Annotated in this window: 11 protein-coding genes and 2 tRNA genes; 3 read left to right on the top strand and 10 right to left on the bottom strand. The window is 61.2% G+C overall.

Translation table 11 applies throughout. The features are described 5' to 3' along the window. Nucleotides 1-106 precede the first annotated feature (106 nt). The 5 genes from DLD99_RS06670 to rimO form a co-directional block, all read right to left on the bottom strand. The gene (locus DLD99_RS06670; protein WP_114881682.1) at nucleotides 107-877 is read right to left on the bottom strand and encodes an SDR family oxidoreductase; all 771 of its coding nucleotides are present in this window, start codon (nucleotides 875-877) and stop codon (nucleotides 107-109) included. 127 nt (nucleotides 878-1004) lie between these two features. Beyond that, complete coding sequence (locus DLD99_RS06675) at nucleotides 1005-1472, bottom strand: YehS family protein (RefSeq protein WP_114881683.1); 468 nt, start codon at nucleotides 1470-1472, stop codon at nucleotides 1005-1007. 73 nt (nucleotides 1473-1545) lie between these two features. Then, the gene (locus tag DLD99_RS06680; RefSeq protein ID WP_114881684.1) at nucleotides 1546-2256 is read right to left on the bottom strand and encodes an rRNA pseudouridine synthase; all 711 of its coding nucleotides are present in this window, start codon (nucleotides 2254-2256) and stop codon (nucleotides 1546-1548) included. A 190-nt stretch (nucleotides 2257-2446) separates the two neighbouring features. Further along, nucleotides 2447-2920, bottom strand: a complete 474-nt coding sequence (locus DLD99_RS06690) for a GNAT family N-acetyltransferase (RefSeq protein ID WP_114881685.1) — start codon at nucleotides 2918-2920, stop codon at nucleotides 2447-2449. 111 nt (nucleotides 2921-3031) lie between these two features. Next, complete coding sequence (gene rimO, locus DLD99_RS06695) at nucleotides 3032-4369, bottom strand: 30S ribosomal protein S12 methylthiotransferase RimO (protein WP_114881686.1); 1338 nt, start codon at nucleotides 4367-4369, stop codon at nucleotides 3032-3034. A 350-nt stretch (nucleotides 4370-4719) separates the two neighbouring features. Here rimO and DLD99_RS06705 point away from each other — a divergent pair, with 350 nt between their 5' ends. Together DLD99_RS06705 and DLD99_RS29185 are read left to right on the top strand one after the other, a co-directional pair. Then, complete coding sequence (locus DLD99_RS06705; protein WP_371321039.1) at nucleotides 4720-6561, top strand: potassium transporter Kup; 1842 nt, start codon at nucleotides 4720-4722, stop codon at nucleotides 6559-6561. A 151-nt stretch (nucleotides 6562-6712) separates the two neighbouring features. Further along, nucleotides 6713-6871 (top strand): hypothetical protein, encoded by a 159-nt coding sequence (locus DLD99_RS29185; RefSeq protein ID WP_167443761.1) that lies wholly within the window; start codon nucleotides 6713-6715, stop codon nucleotides 6869-6871. 89 nt (nucleotides 6872-6960) lie between these two features. On the opposite strand, the gene DLD99_RS06710 is transcribed toward DLD99_RS29185, so the two are convergent. The 4 genes from DLD99_RS06710 to DLD99_RS06725 all read right to left on the bottom strand — a co-directional run bounded on the left by DLD99_RS06710 (nucleotide 6961) and on the right by DLD99_RS06725 (nucleotide 11534). Further along, nucleotides 6961-8253 carry a virulence factor family protein gene (locus DLD99_RS06710; RefSeq protein WP_114881688.1) on the bottom strand — a complete coding sequence of 431 codons (1293 nt, stop codon included), beginning with the start codon at nucleotides 8251-8253 and terminating at the stop codon, nucleotides 6961-6963. Then, nucleotides 8253-10892, bottom strand: a complete 2640-nt coding sequence (gene mprF / locus DLD99_RS06715; RefSeq protein WP_114881689.1) for a bifunctional lysylphosphatidylglycerol flippase/synthetase MprF — start codon at nucleotides 10890-10892, stop codon at nucleotides 8253-8255. Before mprF ends, DLD99_RS06710 begins: the two co-directional genes overlap by 1 nt. A gap of 279 nt (nucleotides 10893-11171) precedes the next feature. After that, nucleotides 11172-11248: transfer RNA gene (locus DLD99_RS06720), tRNA-Met, on the bottom strand. A 209-nt stretch (nucleotides 11249-11457) separates the two neighbouring features. Beyond that, nucleotides 11458-11534: transfer RNA gene (locus tag DLD99_RS06725), tRNA-Met, on the bottom strand. A 280-nt stretch (nucleotides 11535-11814) separates the two neighbouring features. Here DLD99_RS06725 and dinB point away from each other — a divergent pair. Continuing rightward, on the top strand, nucleotides 11815-12876 hold the full coding sequence (dinB, locus tag DLD99_RS06730; RefSeq protein ID WP_114881690.1) for a DNA polymerase IV: 1062 nt from the start codon (nucleotides 11815-11817) through the stop codon (nucleotides 12874-12876). A gap of 48 nt (nucleotides 12877-12924) precedes the next feature. On the opposite strand, the gene DLD99_RS06735 is transcribed toward dinB, so the two are convergent. After that, nucleotides 12925-13878 carry a hypothetical protein gene (locus tag DLD99_RS06735; protein ID WP_085712916.1) on the bottom strand — a complete coding sequence of 318 codons (954 nt, stop codon included), beginning with the start codon at nucleotides 13876-13878 and terminating at the stop codon, nucleotides 12925-12927. Nucleotides 13879-13890 lie beyond the last annotated feature (12 nt).

The following is a 13890-nucleotide window of genomic DNA, read 5'->3' on the forward strand; positions in this document are numbered from 1 at the left end:
AGTCTGGTGGTGGCAGGGCCGGCCTCTTCGCGAGCAAGCTCGCTCCCACAGGGGAACGCATTCCAAATGTGGGAGCGAGCCTGCTCGCGAAGGCCGCGCCGCGGATCTACAGGCTAAACCCGCCATCCAGCGGAATCACATTCCCGGTCATGTAGGCCCCGGCGGTACTCGCCAGGCTGATCGCCAGCGCAGCCATTTCTTCCTCGCGGCCCCAACGTTTCATCGGGATCAGCGCGGTGTCTTCGGCCAGTGCCTGCTGGTCGTTGCCGATGTGCTGGGTCATCTTGCTCGGGAAGCGGCCCGGCGCGATGACGTTGACGTTGATGTGCTGGCTCACCAGTTCCCGGGCGAGAATCCGCGACAGTTGATGCAGGGCCGCTTTGCTCGGCCCATAGGCGTAGGCCTGCTCGCCGAACGAAGAAATCCCCGCCACCGAGCCGATGTTGATGACCCGCGCCGGATTGGCTGCCGAGCCGGCCTTGCGCAGCAGCGGCAGGAACTGCTGGATGCAACTGAACACCGAAGTCACGTTGAGCTGCATGACCTTCTCCCAGCCCTTGACCGGGTAGCTCTCCAGCGGCGCCCCCCAAGTGGTGCCGGCGTTGTTCACCAGAATGTCCAGATGGGTGATCTGCTCGCCCAGTCGCTCCGCCAGCTCTTTTACGCCTTCTTCAGTCGCCAGATTCGCTGCCACGCCCTGACAAGTGCCCAGGGCACCGAGTTCTTCAGCGGTCTGATGACAGGCTTCAGCGTCACGGGAGCAGACGTATACACGGGCGCCGGCCTCGACAAAGGCCTTGGCGATCATTTTGCCGATACCACGGGTGCCGCCGGTCACCAGGGCGGTGCGGCCTTGCAGGGAGAAGTACGGGTGCATGGCGAATCCTGAGGGCTAGGGTTCAGTACACCCTAGTCGCCGGCCGCGAAAAGCGGAGCCACTATTTTCGGAGGGAATGGAGGGCCATGCATGAAAACGGCGACCGAAGTCGCCGTTCTGGAAGGGATCAGCCGCGAATGCGCAGCGTCAGGCCCTTGAGGAAATTGCGCAGCAACTGGTCGCCGCACGGGCGGTAGTTGGTGTGGCCGACCTTGCGGAACAGCGCGCTCAGCTCAGGTTTGGACACCGGGAAATCGGCAGCCTTGAGGATCGCGTGCATGTCGTCTTCTTTCAGTTCGAAAGCCACGCGCAGTTTTTTCAGGATGATGTTGTTGGTCACAGGCACTTCAATCGGCTGCGGCGGACGGCTTTCATCCTTGCCGCGCTTGAAGATCACCAGACCGTCGAGGAAGTGCGCGATGACTTCGTCCGGGCAGCGCACGAAACCTTCTTCGTCTTCTTCCTTCTTGTCGAGCCAGGTCACCACGTCGGCGAGGGTCACGTCCATGCCGCCGAGTTTGATGATTTCGACGACTTTCTTGTCGCTGATGTCGAGCATGTAGCGCACGCTGCGCAGTACGTCGTTATGAACCATGTTTGCAATCCTGATCGTTCGCTGTGGGCACCGCGCAAGCGCGATGCCGGAATGTGTGGCGGCAACGGAGGCCTTAGAACTTCTCTTTGCCGGACAGGTAGCGCCATTGGCCGGCCGGCACCTTGCCGATCGATACGCCACCGATGCGGATACGGCGGATGCCGACGACCTTCAGCCCGACCGCTTCGCAGAACTGGGCGATGATTCCCGGCTGCGGGTTCTTCATGGCGAAGCGCAGGCGGTTTTCGTTCTGCCAGCTGGCCTTGACCGGCGGCAGCTCTTTGCCCTTGTGGGTGAGGCCATGCTGCAGGCGATTGAGGCCGTGGGCGACCATTTCGCCTTCGACTTCGACCACGTATTCCTGCTCGATCTTGGCCGCGTCGGCAGTGAGCTTGCGCAACACCTTCCAGTCCTGAGTGAACACCAGCAGGCCGCTGGCCTTGGGTTGCAGGTCGGCGCTGGCGGTCAGGCGCAGGAAATGCCCGCGCAGCGGACGCTTGCCGTAGCGATGTTCTTCACTGAGGGTGTCGGCGTTCAGCGACTGCATGGCGCTATCGACATCCATGCCCGCCGGCACGTTGAGCAGGATGGTCACTGGCTCCGGCGCGGAGGCCTTGGCGTCCTTGTCGAGCTCGACTTTCTGGTCGCCGACCTTGAACTGCGGCTCGTCGATGACCTCGCCGTCCACGGTGACCCAGCCGCCCTCGATGAACAGCTCGGCCTCCCGGCGGGAGCAACCGACCAGTTCGATGAGGCGTTTGGAGAGGCGAATCGGGTCAGTCATGACAGGGCCGTAACAAAAAAGGGGTGGGCATTGTACCTGCCTGGCGCCGGTTAAGCCCGGAACGATTTTTACCGCTTGGCTTTTTGTGGGAGCGAGCCTGCTCGCGATGAGGCCTTTAGTCTCGATATCAATGTCGACTGACAGACCGCCATCGCGAGCAGGCTCGCTCCCACAGTTGATTTCTGTCGTGTCAGCCGTGTTGCGAGCGTTGCTGGTTCTGGCGCAACCGCATGTGCAGCAACGGATAAGGCTGGCCCATGCCATCGACTTCCGACCGGCCGATCACCTCGAACCCTTGTTTGAAGTAAAAACCCAAGGCCTGCGGGTTCTGCTCGTTGACGTCCAGTTCATCGGCGTTCAAGTGCTGCATCGCATAATTGAGCAGCTTCTTGCCCAGACCCTGGCCACGATGTTCAGGGTCGATGAACAGCATTTCGATCTTGCCCGCCGCCACGCCGGCAAACCCGGTGATGCGCTGATGGCTGTCCCTGGTGCAGATCAGCATCACCGCATCGAGGTAGCGGGTCAGCACCAGATTGCGCAGCAGCTCGATATAGCTGTCCGGCAGAAAATCATGTGTGGCACGAACCGAGGCCTCCCAGACCCGGGTCAGTTCCTGATAATCGCTGAGTTTCGGCGTGTGAATGACCGAATGGTGGCGCATGCCCGATAGCCTCTTTGTCATGGATGAGGGACTCCTTCCCACCACAAACGATAGCCGTAAAAAAGCCCCGCATCTCGTAAAAGAGAGCGGGGCTTTTCGTATTTTTCGCGTTTAGATCTGTTCGGCCCAGAGGTCGTATTCGTCGGCGTCGGTCACCTTGCACCAGACCTTGTCGCCCGGCTTGAGGTTGCTGCCGTTGTCGATGAACACGTTGCCGTCGATTTCCGGGGCATCGAAGAAGCAGCGGCCGACTGCACCTTGCTCGTCGACTTCGTCCACCAGCACTTCGATTTCACGGCCGATGCGCATTTGCAGGCGCGCCGAGCTGATTTCCTGCTGGTGCGCCATGAAGCGTTCCCAGCGATCCTGCTTGACTTCGTCCGGGACGATGTCGAGGTTCAGGTCATTGGCCGGTGCGCCTTCGACCGGCGAGTATTGGAAGCAGCCGACGCGGTCGAGCTGGGCTTCGGTCAGCCAGTCCAGCAGGTACTGGAAGTCTTCTTCGGTTTCGCCGGGGAAGCCGACGATGAAGGTCGAACGGATGATCAGATCCGGGCAGATTTCGCGCCAGTTCTTGATCCGCGCCAGGGTCTTGTCTTCGAACGCCGGGCGTTTCATCGACTTCAGGACTTTCGGGCTGGCGTGCTGGAACGGGATGTCCAGGTACGGCAGGATCTTGCCGGCGGCCATCAGCGGGATCAGCTCGTCGACGTGCGGGTACGGGTAAACGTAGTGCAGGCGGACCCAGACGCCGAGGGTGCTCAGCGCTTCGCAGAGTTCGGTCATGCGGGTCTTGACCGGCGCGCCGTTCCAGAAACCGGTGCGGTACTTGACGTCAACGCCGTAGGCGCTGGTGTCCTGGGAAATCACCAGCAGCTCCTTCACGCCGGATTTGACCAGGCGCTGGGCTTCGTCGAGCACGTCGCCGACCGGACGGCTGACCAGTTTGCCGCGCATCGACGGGATGATGCAGAAGCTGCAGCTGTGGTTGCAGCCTTCGGAAATCTTCAGGTACGCGTAGTGACGCGGGGTCAGCTTGATGCCTTGCGGCGGCACCAGGTCGATCAGCGGGTTGTGATCCTGTTTCGGCGGCACGACTTCGTGCACGGCGTTGACCACTTGCTCGTACTGCTGCGGACCGGTGACGGCCAGCACGCTCGGGTGCACGTCACGGATGTTGCCTTCTTCGACGCCCATGCAGCCGGTCACGATGACCTTGCCGTTTTCCTTGATCGCTTCGCCGATGACTTCCAGGGATTCGGCCTTGGCCGAGTCGATGAAGCCACAGGTGTTGACCACGACCACGTCGGCGTCCTGATAGGTGGACACCACGTCATAGCCTTCCATGCGCAGCTGGGTCAGGATGCGCTCGGAGTCGACCAGTGCTTTCGGGCAACCCAGAGATACGAAGCCAACCTTTGGATTGGCCGGCGCAGGAGTGGTGGACATGTCTAACCTCGGTGTTTTGTGACGTCGCTTGCCTGATGGCGGAAGCCGACGGACGGGCGCTTGAAGTGCGCCTCTGATCAAAAAGTGCGCAATTCTAGCGATGAGCAGCGCACTTGACCAGCTTTATGCAGGGAAATACGACGAGTGCTGCGCTATGCTTCGCGCCGTTGGGCTTTACCAATTTTTTACAGTCAACAAAACGACTGTAACAACAGGTAAAACAGCGCATGCTGCATCAAAAAGCATAGTGCTTCGTTCAAAGAAGCCGGTCTGGAAATCAGGAGTGTTGGATGGGTCAGGCAAGTAGTCAGGCGGCGGGCGCCGAGCATTCGGCTGCAAAACCGCTGAGCATGCTGGTCGCGGCAGTCGGGGTAGTTTACGGCGACATCGGCACGAGCCCGTTGTACACCCTCAAAGAAGTGTTTTCCGGCGGTTACGGCGTACCGGTCAATCACGACGGAGTGCTGGGCATCCTGTCGCTGATCTTCTGGTCGCTGATCTGGGTCGTGTCGATCAAATACATGATGTTCGTCCTGCGGGCCGACAACCAGGGCGAAGGCGGGATCATGGCACTCACCGCATTGGCGCGGCGGGCGGCGGGGGAGCGCAGGAAGTTGCGTTCGCTGCTGGTGGTCTGCGGCCTGATCGGCGCGGCGCTGTTCTACGGCGACAGCATGATCACCCCGGCGATCTCCGTACTCTCCGCCATTGAAGGTCTGGGCCTGGCGTTTGACGGGATCGACCACTGGGTCGTACCGCTGTCGCTGGTGGTGCTGGTGGGCCTGTTCCTGATCCAGCGTCACGGTACGGCGCGGATCGGCATTCTCTTCGGGCCGATCATGGTCACCTGGTTCCTGGTGCTCGGCGCCCTCGGCGTGTACGGCATCAGTCATTCCCCGGAAGTGCTGAAGGCGCTGAACCCGATCTGGGCCGTGCGTTTCTTTATGGTGCATGCCGGCATGGGCGTGGCGATCCTCGGTGCCGTGGTGCTGGCGCTGACCGGTGCCGAAGCGCTGTACGCCGACATGGGGCACTTCGGTCGCAAGCCGATCGCCCGGGCGTGGTTCCTGCTGGTGCTGCCGGCGCTGGTGCTCAACTACTTCGGCCAGGGTGCCTTGCTGCTGGACAACCCGGAAGCGGCGCGCAACCCGTTCTACCTGCTGGCGCCGAGCTGGGCGCTGATTCCGCTGGTCGGTCTGTCGACCCTGGCCACAGTGATCGCGTCCCAGGCGGTGATTTCCGGTGCGTTCTCCCTGACCCGTCAGGCGATCCAGCTCGGCTACATCCCGCGCATGTACATCCAGCACACCTCCAGCGATGAGCAGGGGCAGATCTACATCGGTGCGGTGAACTGGACGCTGATGGTCGGCGTGGTCCTGCTGGTGCTGGGCTTCGAGTCCTCCGGCGCCCTGGCCTCGGCCTACGGTGTGGCCGTGACCGGCACCATGCTGATGACCACCATTCTGGTGTCGGCGGTCATGTTGCTGTTGTGGAAATGGCCGCCGGTGCTGGCCGTGCCGGTGCTGATCGGTTTCCTGCTGGTGGACGGGCTGTACTTCGCCGCCAACGTACCGAAGATCGTCCAGGGTGGTGCGTTCCCGGTGGTCGCCGGTATCGCGCTGTTCATCCTCATGACCACCTGGAAGCGCGGCAAGCAATTGCTGGTCGAGCGCCTGGACGAAGGTGCGCTGCCGCTGCCGATCTTCATCAGCAGTATCCGCGTGCAGCCGCCACATCGCGTGCAGGGCACTGCCGTGTTCCTGACTGCGCGCTCCGACGCGGTGCCGCATGCGCTGTTGCACAACTTGCTGCACAACCAGGTCTTGCACGAGCAGGTTGTGCTGCTGACCGTGGTCTACGAAGACATTCCGCGCGTACCACCATCCCGACGCTTCGAAGTCGAGGCCCATGGCGAAGGCTTCTTCCGGGTGATCCTGCACTTCGGCTTCACCGACGAACCGGACGTGCCGCAGGCGTTGAAACTGTGCCATCTGGACGACCTCGACTTCAGCCCGATGCGCACCACCTACTTCCTCAGCCGCGAAACGGTCATTGCCTCGAAACTCGAAGGCATGGCCCGTTGGCGTGAAGCGCTGTTTGCGTTCATGTTGAAGAATGCCAACGGCAACCTGCGGTTCTTCAATCTGCCGCTGAACCGGGTGATTGAATTGGGGACGCAGGTGGAGATGTAGGTTCTGCCTTGAATGAAAAGCCCCCGTCGGTCTTGTGGCTGGCGGGGGCTTTTTTGTGTCGCTGTACCAAACCTGTTCCAGGCGCCAATCCACTATGGGAGCTGGTAGGCTAGTTCTCACGGAGTCATTACGTTGCGCGAGGTCGGTTTGTATGACGGAATTACCGGAGCAAGAGATGCTGGATGAACTTGAGAATCTTCGGATTGAAGCGGTAGTAAAAGCACGACTGATCAATTTCGATCCGGCTCAAGCGATCAGTCATGACGACATGCGGGCAAGGTACTGGCAGGAAGAGCTGACAGTTAATTGAATCCCGCGTAGTTCTCTTTGTGACTACGGGAATGAAAAAGCCCCCGCAACCCTAAGGTTGCGGGGGGCTTTTCGTTGGAGCGCCTCAGATCACTCTGCCGGCTGATCCTTGCTCTGACGCTTCTCGATCAGATCCACCAGGCGCTTGGCCAGCGCCGGGTAGTTCTCGTCAAAGTGGTGGCCGCCAGGCAGTTTCACCGCTTCGCCCACCGCGGTCTTGTCGGTGCAGCCGCTTTCATCCTTCTCTTCTTCACCGTAGATGCACACGACCTTGGCCGGTGGCAGCTTGGCCATTTCCGGGCCGGTGGCGGCTTCTTTGCCGGCGTTGCCGAGCCAGCCTTCGACTTCGATTTCGAAGCTGCCGGTGCGGGCGAAGGCCAGCAGGATGATTGCGTCGACGCGTTGCTGCTCGGTTTCCGGCAGGCGGTTGTAGATGGCCGGCAGGACATCGGCACCGAACGAGTAACCGGTCAGGATGAAGCGTTTGGTGCCCCATTTCTGGCGGTAGTGCTGCATCAGTTCGGTCAGGTCCAGCGCGCTCTGTTCCGGGCTCTTGTGCTGCCAGTAGTAGCGCAGGGTGTCGATGCCGACCACCGGGTAACCGATCTTGGCCATTTCACCGGCCACGTCGCGGTCGAGGTCGCGCCAGCCACCATCACCGGACAGGAACAGGGTCACGGTGTCCTTGGCCTGGCCGGCCGGGACTTCCACCACCGGGATCTGCAGGCCGCCGTTGGCCTTGTCGCCACCGACGAGGATCTTGCGCAGTTCGTTGTTCAGCACTTGCGGCAGGTTGATGTCGTAGTCGCTGATGCTGGTTTCGGCGTTCGGTTGATCGCGTACGAAACCGGCGCTGGTGTCGTCCGGGTTGTCGTTCCAGGCCACCAGCCAGTGGCCGTGGGCGGCGGATTTTGGCAGCAGGTGAGTGCAGCCGCCTTTTTCCAGGGCCAGGTCGACCGACACGGCCTGGGCCTTGTCGTCCTTCTGTTCCGACAGCCAGCGCCAGGCCAGCACCGCGCCAGGGCCGATGCCGCTGACCAGGGTCGCCGGGCCGTTCAGTTCGCGCAGACCGCTTTGCAGCGCGCGGCTTTGCAGCAGGCAGTCCTTGGGCAGAATCACCTGGACGATCTGCGCCGAGGCGCTGCGGCTCAGGGTGGTCAGCTGATTGTCGGTGAGTTTCTTGTCGTCCTCGACCGCCACCAGCACCTGGGCCTTGGGCTTGGTGCCGGGGATGACCCGGGTCATGACCGTGCCGTCAGCCGGCGTGAGCTGTTCGAGGGTCGGTTCCGGTGCCGGGCGTTTGAGGTACCAGTAACCGCCGCCGGCAATCACGGCCAGCACAATCAGCGCGGCCAGGATGTACTTCAGGGAGCGTTGAATCATCAGCGTTTCACCAATCCAGTCAAGCCGCCCGCGATCAGGGCAGCAGTATCGGCCAGTGCCACCAGCGGATCGAGTCCGGCGGGCACTGCCATATAACGGGGTTCCCAGTCAGGCTGGAACTTGTCTTTGAAGCGGCGCAAGCCTTGGAAGTTGTACAGCTGCTCACCACGGCGGAAAACCATCGAGCCCAGACGCTGGGTCAGCGGTGCACCACGACGGGGTTGCAACCCCGACAACGGCACCATGCCCAGGCTGAAACGCGCGTATCCGTGACTCTTATAATGTTGAATCAGACCGACCATCAAAAACTCCATGGTCAGCTTGGGGGCGTCCGGGTGCGAGCGCATCAGGTCAAGGCTGGCCAGGTCATGGCTGTAAGTCTCGAGCAGGTTGGCGAACGCCACCGGGCGGCCCTCGAAGCGAATCACCGCGATGCGGAAGTGCTTCAGGTAATCGTCGCTGAAACGGCCGAGGGAGAAGCCTTTCTCGCGTACGTTCTTGCCGGTCAGCCAGGCGTCGGAAATCACCTTGAGCTCATCCATCGGCGCCTGGCCCGGCTCGAAGATCTCCAGCGACAGACCGTCGCGGGTGCCGCGGTTCCAGGTGTAGCGCAGGTCCTTCATCTCCTTGCCCTTGGCATCCAGGTCAAAGCGATGCAGATCGACCCGGGCTTCTTCACCGAGCTTGATCGCGGTCAGACCGATGTCCATGTAGTACGGCAGGTTCTCGGCACGCACTTGATAGAACACGGGACGGGCATGGTGGATGTCGCACAGGTCGCGGAACTGCCAGATCATTTCCGCCCGTTGCTGGCCGGGGCCGATCGGGTCGTACAGCGCCACCAGACTGCGGCCGCGACGGGCGTACATCAGGAAGGCTTCGTCGTTGGGGTGGAACAGCAGCGCCTTGTCACCGGTCAGGGCCATGCCGCCGTCCGGTTGCGAAGAGGCCATCAGCACCTTCGAGGCGCGCTCCAGCTCGTCCGGGGTCGGCAGATGAATCACCGGGCGGGCGGTGCGCAGCAGCCAGGTCAGGGCGATCACCAGCAACAGCACCGCAGCGCCGAGCAGCGAACGCAGACCGCGCGGGGCATCGGCGTCGAGGGTGAACTGCCACCACAGCTGATGGCTGTACGGCACGTCCTGATAGGCGAACAGCAGCAGCCAGGTCGATGCACCGAGTACGCACAGGCTCGCCACCAGATACAGCGGCGAGAACGGCACTTCAGTCAGGCGGCTCGGGCGATAGAACGAACGACGGAAGACCCCCAGCAGCGCTGCCGTGAGAGTCATCAACGTGGCTTCTTCCCAGTCGAAACCCTTGAGCAGCGAGAGCAGGGCGCCCACCAGCAGCAGAATGGTGGTCAGCATCCACGCCGCCGACAGCCGGCGACGCAGGCCCTGGGCGAGCATCAGGCACAGCACGCCGATCAGGCTGGCGCCGAAGTGCGAAGCATCGACCAGGCGATGAGGAATCAAGTAGGCGATGTGTTCCAGGCGCGTGTCGATTTCAGGGGTGGCGCCGGAGAACAGCAGCACCACGCCGGACAGGAACACCAGCACCGCGAGGATCGGTGCGGCCAGGCCGGAAGCGGCGCGCATGGTCTGGGTCTGGAACAGCCGCTGACCTTCATTGATCAGCAGCAGTACGCAGGCCACCAGCAATGGCAGCACCACGTAGATCATGCGATAGAGCAGCAGGGCGGCGGCCAGTGGTGCTGCGCCGAGCTTGTCGGCGAAGGCCGCCAGCAGAATCGCTTCGAAAACCCCGACGCCGCCCGGTACATGGCTGAGCACGCCGGCCGCCAGGGCCAGCAGGTACACCAGCAGGAACGCGCCGAATGGCGGGGCTTCCGGCAACAGCATGTACAACACGGTGGCGGCAGCGGCGACGTCGAGGGCGGTGATGACCAGTTGCAGGAACGTCAGGCGTCGGCCTGGCAGGCGCAGGGTGCGGCGACCAACCTTGACCAGCAGATTGTCGCGGTAAGGCTGTTCCGGCAGACGCCGACGATAAATGCCCATGGCCAGAATCGCGCCGAGCAGCAGAACGGCAGAGGCAATGGTGGCCAGCAGACCTTCGGACAGGCCCAGCGCCTGGGAAGCGGCCGGCAGGTCACTCAGGGTGGCCAGTGCCGCCAGCGGGGGCAGGGCGCAACCCAGCGACAGGCTGGCAAACAGGGTCATGTGCGCGACTTCCGAAGCGCCCAGGCCAAGCCGTGCATATAAACGGTAACGCACCGAGCCGCCGGACAGCATCGACAGGCCAATGGCATTGCCGATCGCGAATGCCGTGAAGCCACCGAGCGCCAGCGTGCGCGGCGGGATGGTCACGCCGGCATAGCGGCTGGCCGACCATTCGTAGCCCAGCAGAATGATGAAGCCGACGACGGTCGCGCCGAAAGCGCCCAGCAGGGCCGGCTTCGGCACGTCGAGAATCGAATCGTGCAAGGCATAGAGGTCGAGTTCGCTGAGCAGATGGCGACAGGCAATCAGCGCAATAGCGAACAACAGCAAAGTGACCGCCAGACCAATCGGTTGCCGGTATTTGCTGATTCGATCCAGCAAGCGCATGCGCTCGGGCTTGATCGATGGATTCACGGTGAGGGTGTCTTGTGGATCAGACGAGTTGGCGCGCATCAATCACCTCTTGGATTGTGCGCGACAGGATGGGGGTATCCAGCCAAGTTACCAATCCCTGTAGAAAAAAATAATCACAAAATACTACGCCTCTCGTCGGGTATCGGCGAGGGCAGGTCCCGGATTGCAGACCTCTTGCCTGCGACTCAAGCATAGTCGCAACTCGGCGGGTCTGAAGATCCTGAGTGGTTCACTGCACAGTGACAGATCATTGTTGCGAAAGGACTTTTTCCACAGATACAAAAAAGGCCACTCTTTCGAGCAGCCTTTTTTGATGTTTGGTTGCGGGAGCCGGATTTGAACCGACGACCTTCGGGTTATGAGCCCGACGAGCTACCAGACTGCTCCATCCCGCGTCTGTGTGGCGGCATTCTACAGGCGAACGGCGGGGTGTCAACCGTTAATCCCGCGAAGGGTCAAATAAGCGTGAAATCGCGTCAATCCGTCGCAGGAGGGCGGTAAGTTTCGGAATTGCAAAGGATTCCTGTTTGGCCCGGATGATTGCCCAATGAAAAACAGACGCGCACAAAAAAGGCCAATCTTTCGATTGGCCTTTTTCGATGTTTGGTTGCGGGAGCCGGATTTGAACCGACGACCTTCGGGTTATGAGCCCGACGAGCTACCAGACTGCTCCATCCCGCGTCTGTGTGGCGGCATTCTACAGAGGATCGCCGGGGTGTCAACCTTGAATCCGGATAAAATCTGTTCTGGTTCAATTGGTTAGCTATTTTTCGAGGCCGCTGGCGGGGCCGCAGGTCAGGCAGGGCGCGGGTTTCAGCTCTATTGGTCAGCGATTTCCGATTGAGAAAATAAATTCAACGGACGTTTCCTACCGCTGGAAAAGAACCTTCATACCACTGGTGCTATATACAGGTGTCAGTGAGATACTGCCCATCCGGCTTGCCACGTTTCCTTTTCTGTCATGACTCAGCGAAAAATCATCCACATCGACTGTGACTGTTTCTACGCCGCCATCGAGATGCGTGACGATCCGCGTCTGGCCGGAAAACCGCTGGCGGTGGGTGGTTCGGCAGACCGGCGCGGGGTGATCGCCACCTGCAACTATGAAGCGAGGGCTTACGGCGTGCGGTCGGCGATGTCCTCCGGGCATGCCTTGAAACTGTGCCCGGACCTGACGATCGTCAAACCGCGTATGGACGCCTACCGTGAGGCATCGAAGGAAATTCACACGATCTTTCGCGATTACACCGACCTGATCGAACCGCTGTCGCTGGACGAGGCTTACCTCGATGTCTCGGACAGCGCGCATTTCGGTGGCAGCGCCACGCGGATTGCGCAGGACATCCGGCGCCGGGTCTCCAATCAATTGCACATCACGGTCTCGGCCGGGGTGGCACCGAACAAGTTTCTGGCCAAGATCGCCAGCGACTGGAAAAAGCCCAACGGCTTGTTTGTCATCACCCCGGATCAGGTCGAAGACTTTGTCAGTGGTCTGCCGGTGAGCAAGCTGCACGGCGTCGGCAAGGTCACTGCGGACAAACTGGGCAAGCTCGGTATCAACGACTGCTCGCAACTGCGCGAGTGGGACAAGTTGGCGTTGGTGCGCGAATTCGGCAGTTTTGGCGAGCGACTCTGGAGCCTGGCCCGTGGGATAGATGAGCGGCAGGTGCATAACGACAGTCGTCGTCAGTCGATCAGTGTCGAAAACACCTACGACGTGGATCTGCCGGATCTGCGCAGTTGCCTGGACAAGCTCCCTGAACTGTTGGAAACCCTGAAAACCCGCATGGCGCGGATCGACAGCAGCTACCGGCCGGGCAAGCCATTCGTCAAAGTGAAATTTCATGACTTCACCCAGACCACACTGGAGCAGGCCGGGGCAGGACGGGATCTGGGCAGTTATCAGTTGATGCTGACGCAGGCATTCAATCGCGGCGGCAAACCGGTGCGGCTGCTCGGGGTGGGTGTGCGGCTGGAGGATTTGCGCGGCGGTTTTGAACAAATGGAGCTGTTCGAGCGGTAGCGTAAATAAAAAAGCCCGAAACAGGTTCGGGCTCTTCTATAAGCGTTGTCAGTTCGGACCGGGGTCCGCCACCAGTCGCCCGGCATCCTTGGTCAGCGACTTGAGGAACTCGGCCTGCAACTCGGGATCGTTGCGTGTCAGCTCGATCAGGCTCTGTTCCAGCTCACTGGCTTCTTCTTCCAGACCCAGTTCCGACAGACGTTTGACCCGGTGCACCCACTGGCTCACCTCGTCGTCTTCCAGATCGTCGTAAATCAGACCATGGGCTTCCAGCAGCTTGCCGCGCAGGTGACTGCTGATCGTCAGGGACGAGTCGGAATGCACGTCATCCTTGGCGTCTTCGACACTGATCTGCAGTTTGCCGACATGGTTCAGATCGTTTTCGGCGAACGGACTGTCCAGCAGGTTCAGGCGCAGCACGCCGTTGCGGTCGGTGGTCATGTCGAAGGTCTGCTTGCCGGCCTTGACCTGCACCGGGCGTTCGCTCCACGGCAGGCTCGAATACTCCATGCGCTTGTCGCGCTGGACTTCATCGATTCCGGCCAGGTTCTGCTGCGCACGACCGTGGGACTGCACGTTCATGAACGGGTTGAGCCCGGCGAATCCGTAGCTCAGCCAGTCCTTGGTCACGCTGTCCGGCAGGGTGCCGAAGGCGAACACGTTGACCACGTTGGCCCCGACGCCGGCCACCACCGCCACTGCACCCAGCGGAATCTCGTAGATTTCGCGCCAGGGCTGGTAAGGCGTGTAACGGTCATAACGACGGGTCACTTCGTACTCAGTGACTTCGAAGGTTTTCTGCTCGTTGATCTTTACGCGTCTCTGCGGCAGCTCAAGCACCTTAGGCTCACCGACATCGATCTGCAGGCTGTGATCGAGCAGCTTTCGCTCGACCCGCTCTTCGTGCTCGCTGCGCTGTGACATGTGATTGGCACAGCCGCTGACCAGCAGGGTGCCGCACAGGGCGGCACCACCGAGGCCTAAGGTGTTTCGCTTGAACATGAGGACTCTATC

The sequence above is a fragment of the Pseudomonas kribbensis genome (assembly GCF_003352185.1).
Lineage (GTDB): Bacteria > Pseudomonadota > Gammaproteobacteria > Pseudomonadales > Pseudomonadaceae > Aquipseudomonas > Aquipseudomonas kribbensis.

Bases quoted from the DNA above. Each gene is read 5' to 3' on its own strand.
- DLD99_RS06670 (WP_114881682.1), bottom strand. From the start codon at position 877: ATGCACCCGTACTTCTCCCTGCAAGGCCGCACCGCCCTGGTGACCGGC.
- DLD99_RS06675 (WP_114881683.1), bottom strand. From the start codon at position 1,472: ATGGTTCATAACGACGTACTGCGCAGCGTGCGCTACATGCTCGACATC.
- DLD99_RS06680 (WP_114881684.1), bottom strand. From the start codon at position 2,256: ATGACTGACCCGATTCGCCTCTCCAAACGCCTCATCGAACTGGTCGGT.
- DLD99_RS06690 (WP_114881685.1), bottom strand. From the start codon at position 2,920: ATGCGCCACCATTCGGTCATTCACACGCCGAAACTCAGCGATTATCAG.
- rimO (WP_114881686.1), bottom strand. From the start codon at position 4,369: ATGTCCACCACTCCTGCGCCGGCCAATCCAAAGGTTGGCTTCGTATCT.
- DLD99_RS06705 (WP_371321039.1), top strand. From the start codon at position 4,720: ATGCTGGTCGCGGCAGTCGGGGTAGTTTACGGCGACATCGGCACGAGC.
- DLD99_RS29185 (WP_167443761.1), top strand. From the start codon at position 6,713: ATGACGGAATTACCGGAGCAAGAGATGCTGGATGAACTTGAGAATCTT.
- DLD99_RS06710 (WP_114881688.1), bottom strand. From the start codon at position 8,253: ATGATTCAACGCTCCCTGAAGTACATCCTGGCCGCGCTGATTGTGCTG.
- mprF (WP_114881689.1), bottom strand. From the start codon at position 10,892: ATGCGCGCCAACTCGTCTGATCCACAAGACACCCTCACCGTGAATCCA.
- dinB (WP_114881690.1), top strand. From the start codon at position 11,815: ATGACTCAGCGAAAAATCATCCACATCGACTGTGACTGTTTCTACGCC.
- DLD99_RS06735 (WP_085712916.1), bottom strand. From the start codon at position 13,878: ATGTTCAAGCGAAACACCTTAGGCCTCGGTGGTGCCGCCCTGTGCGGC.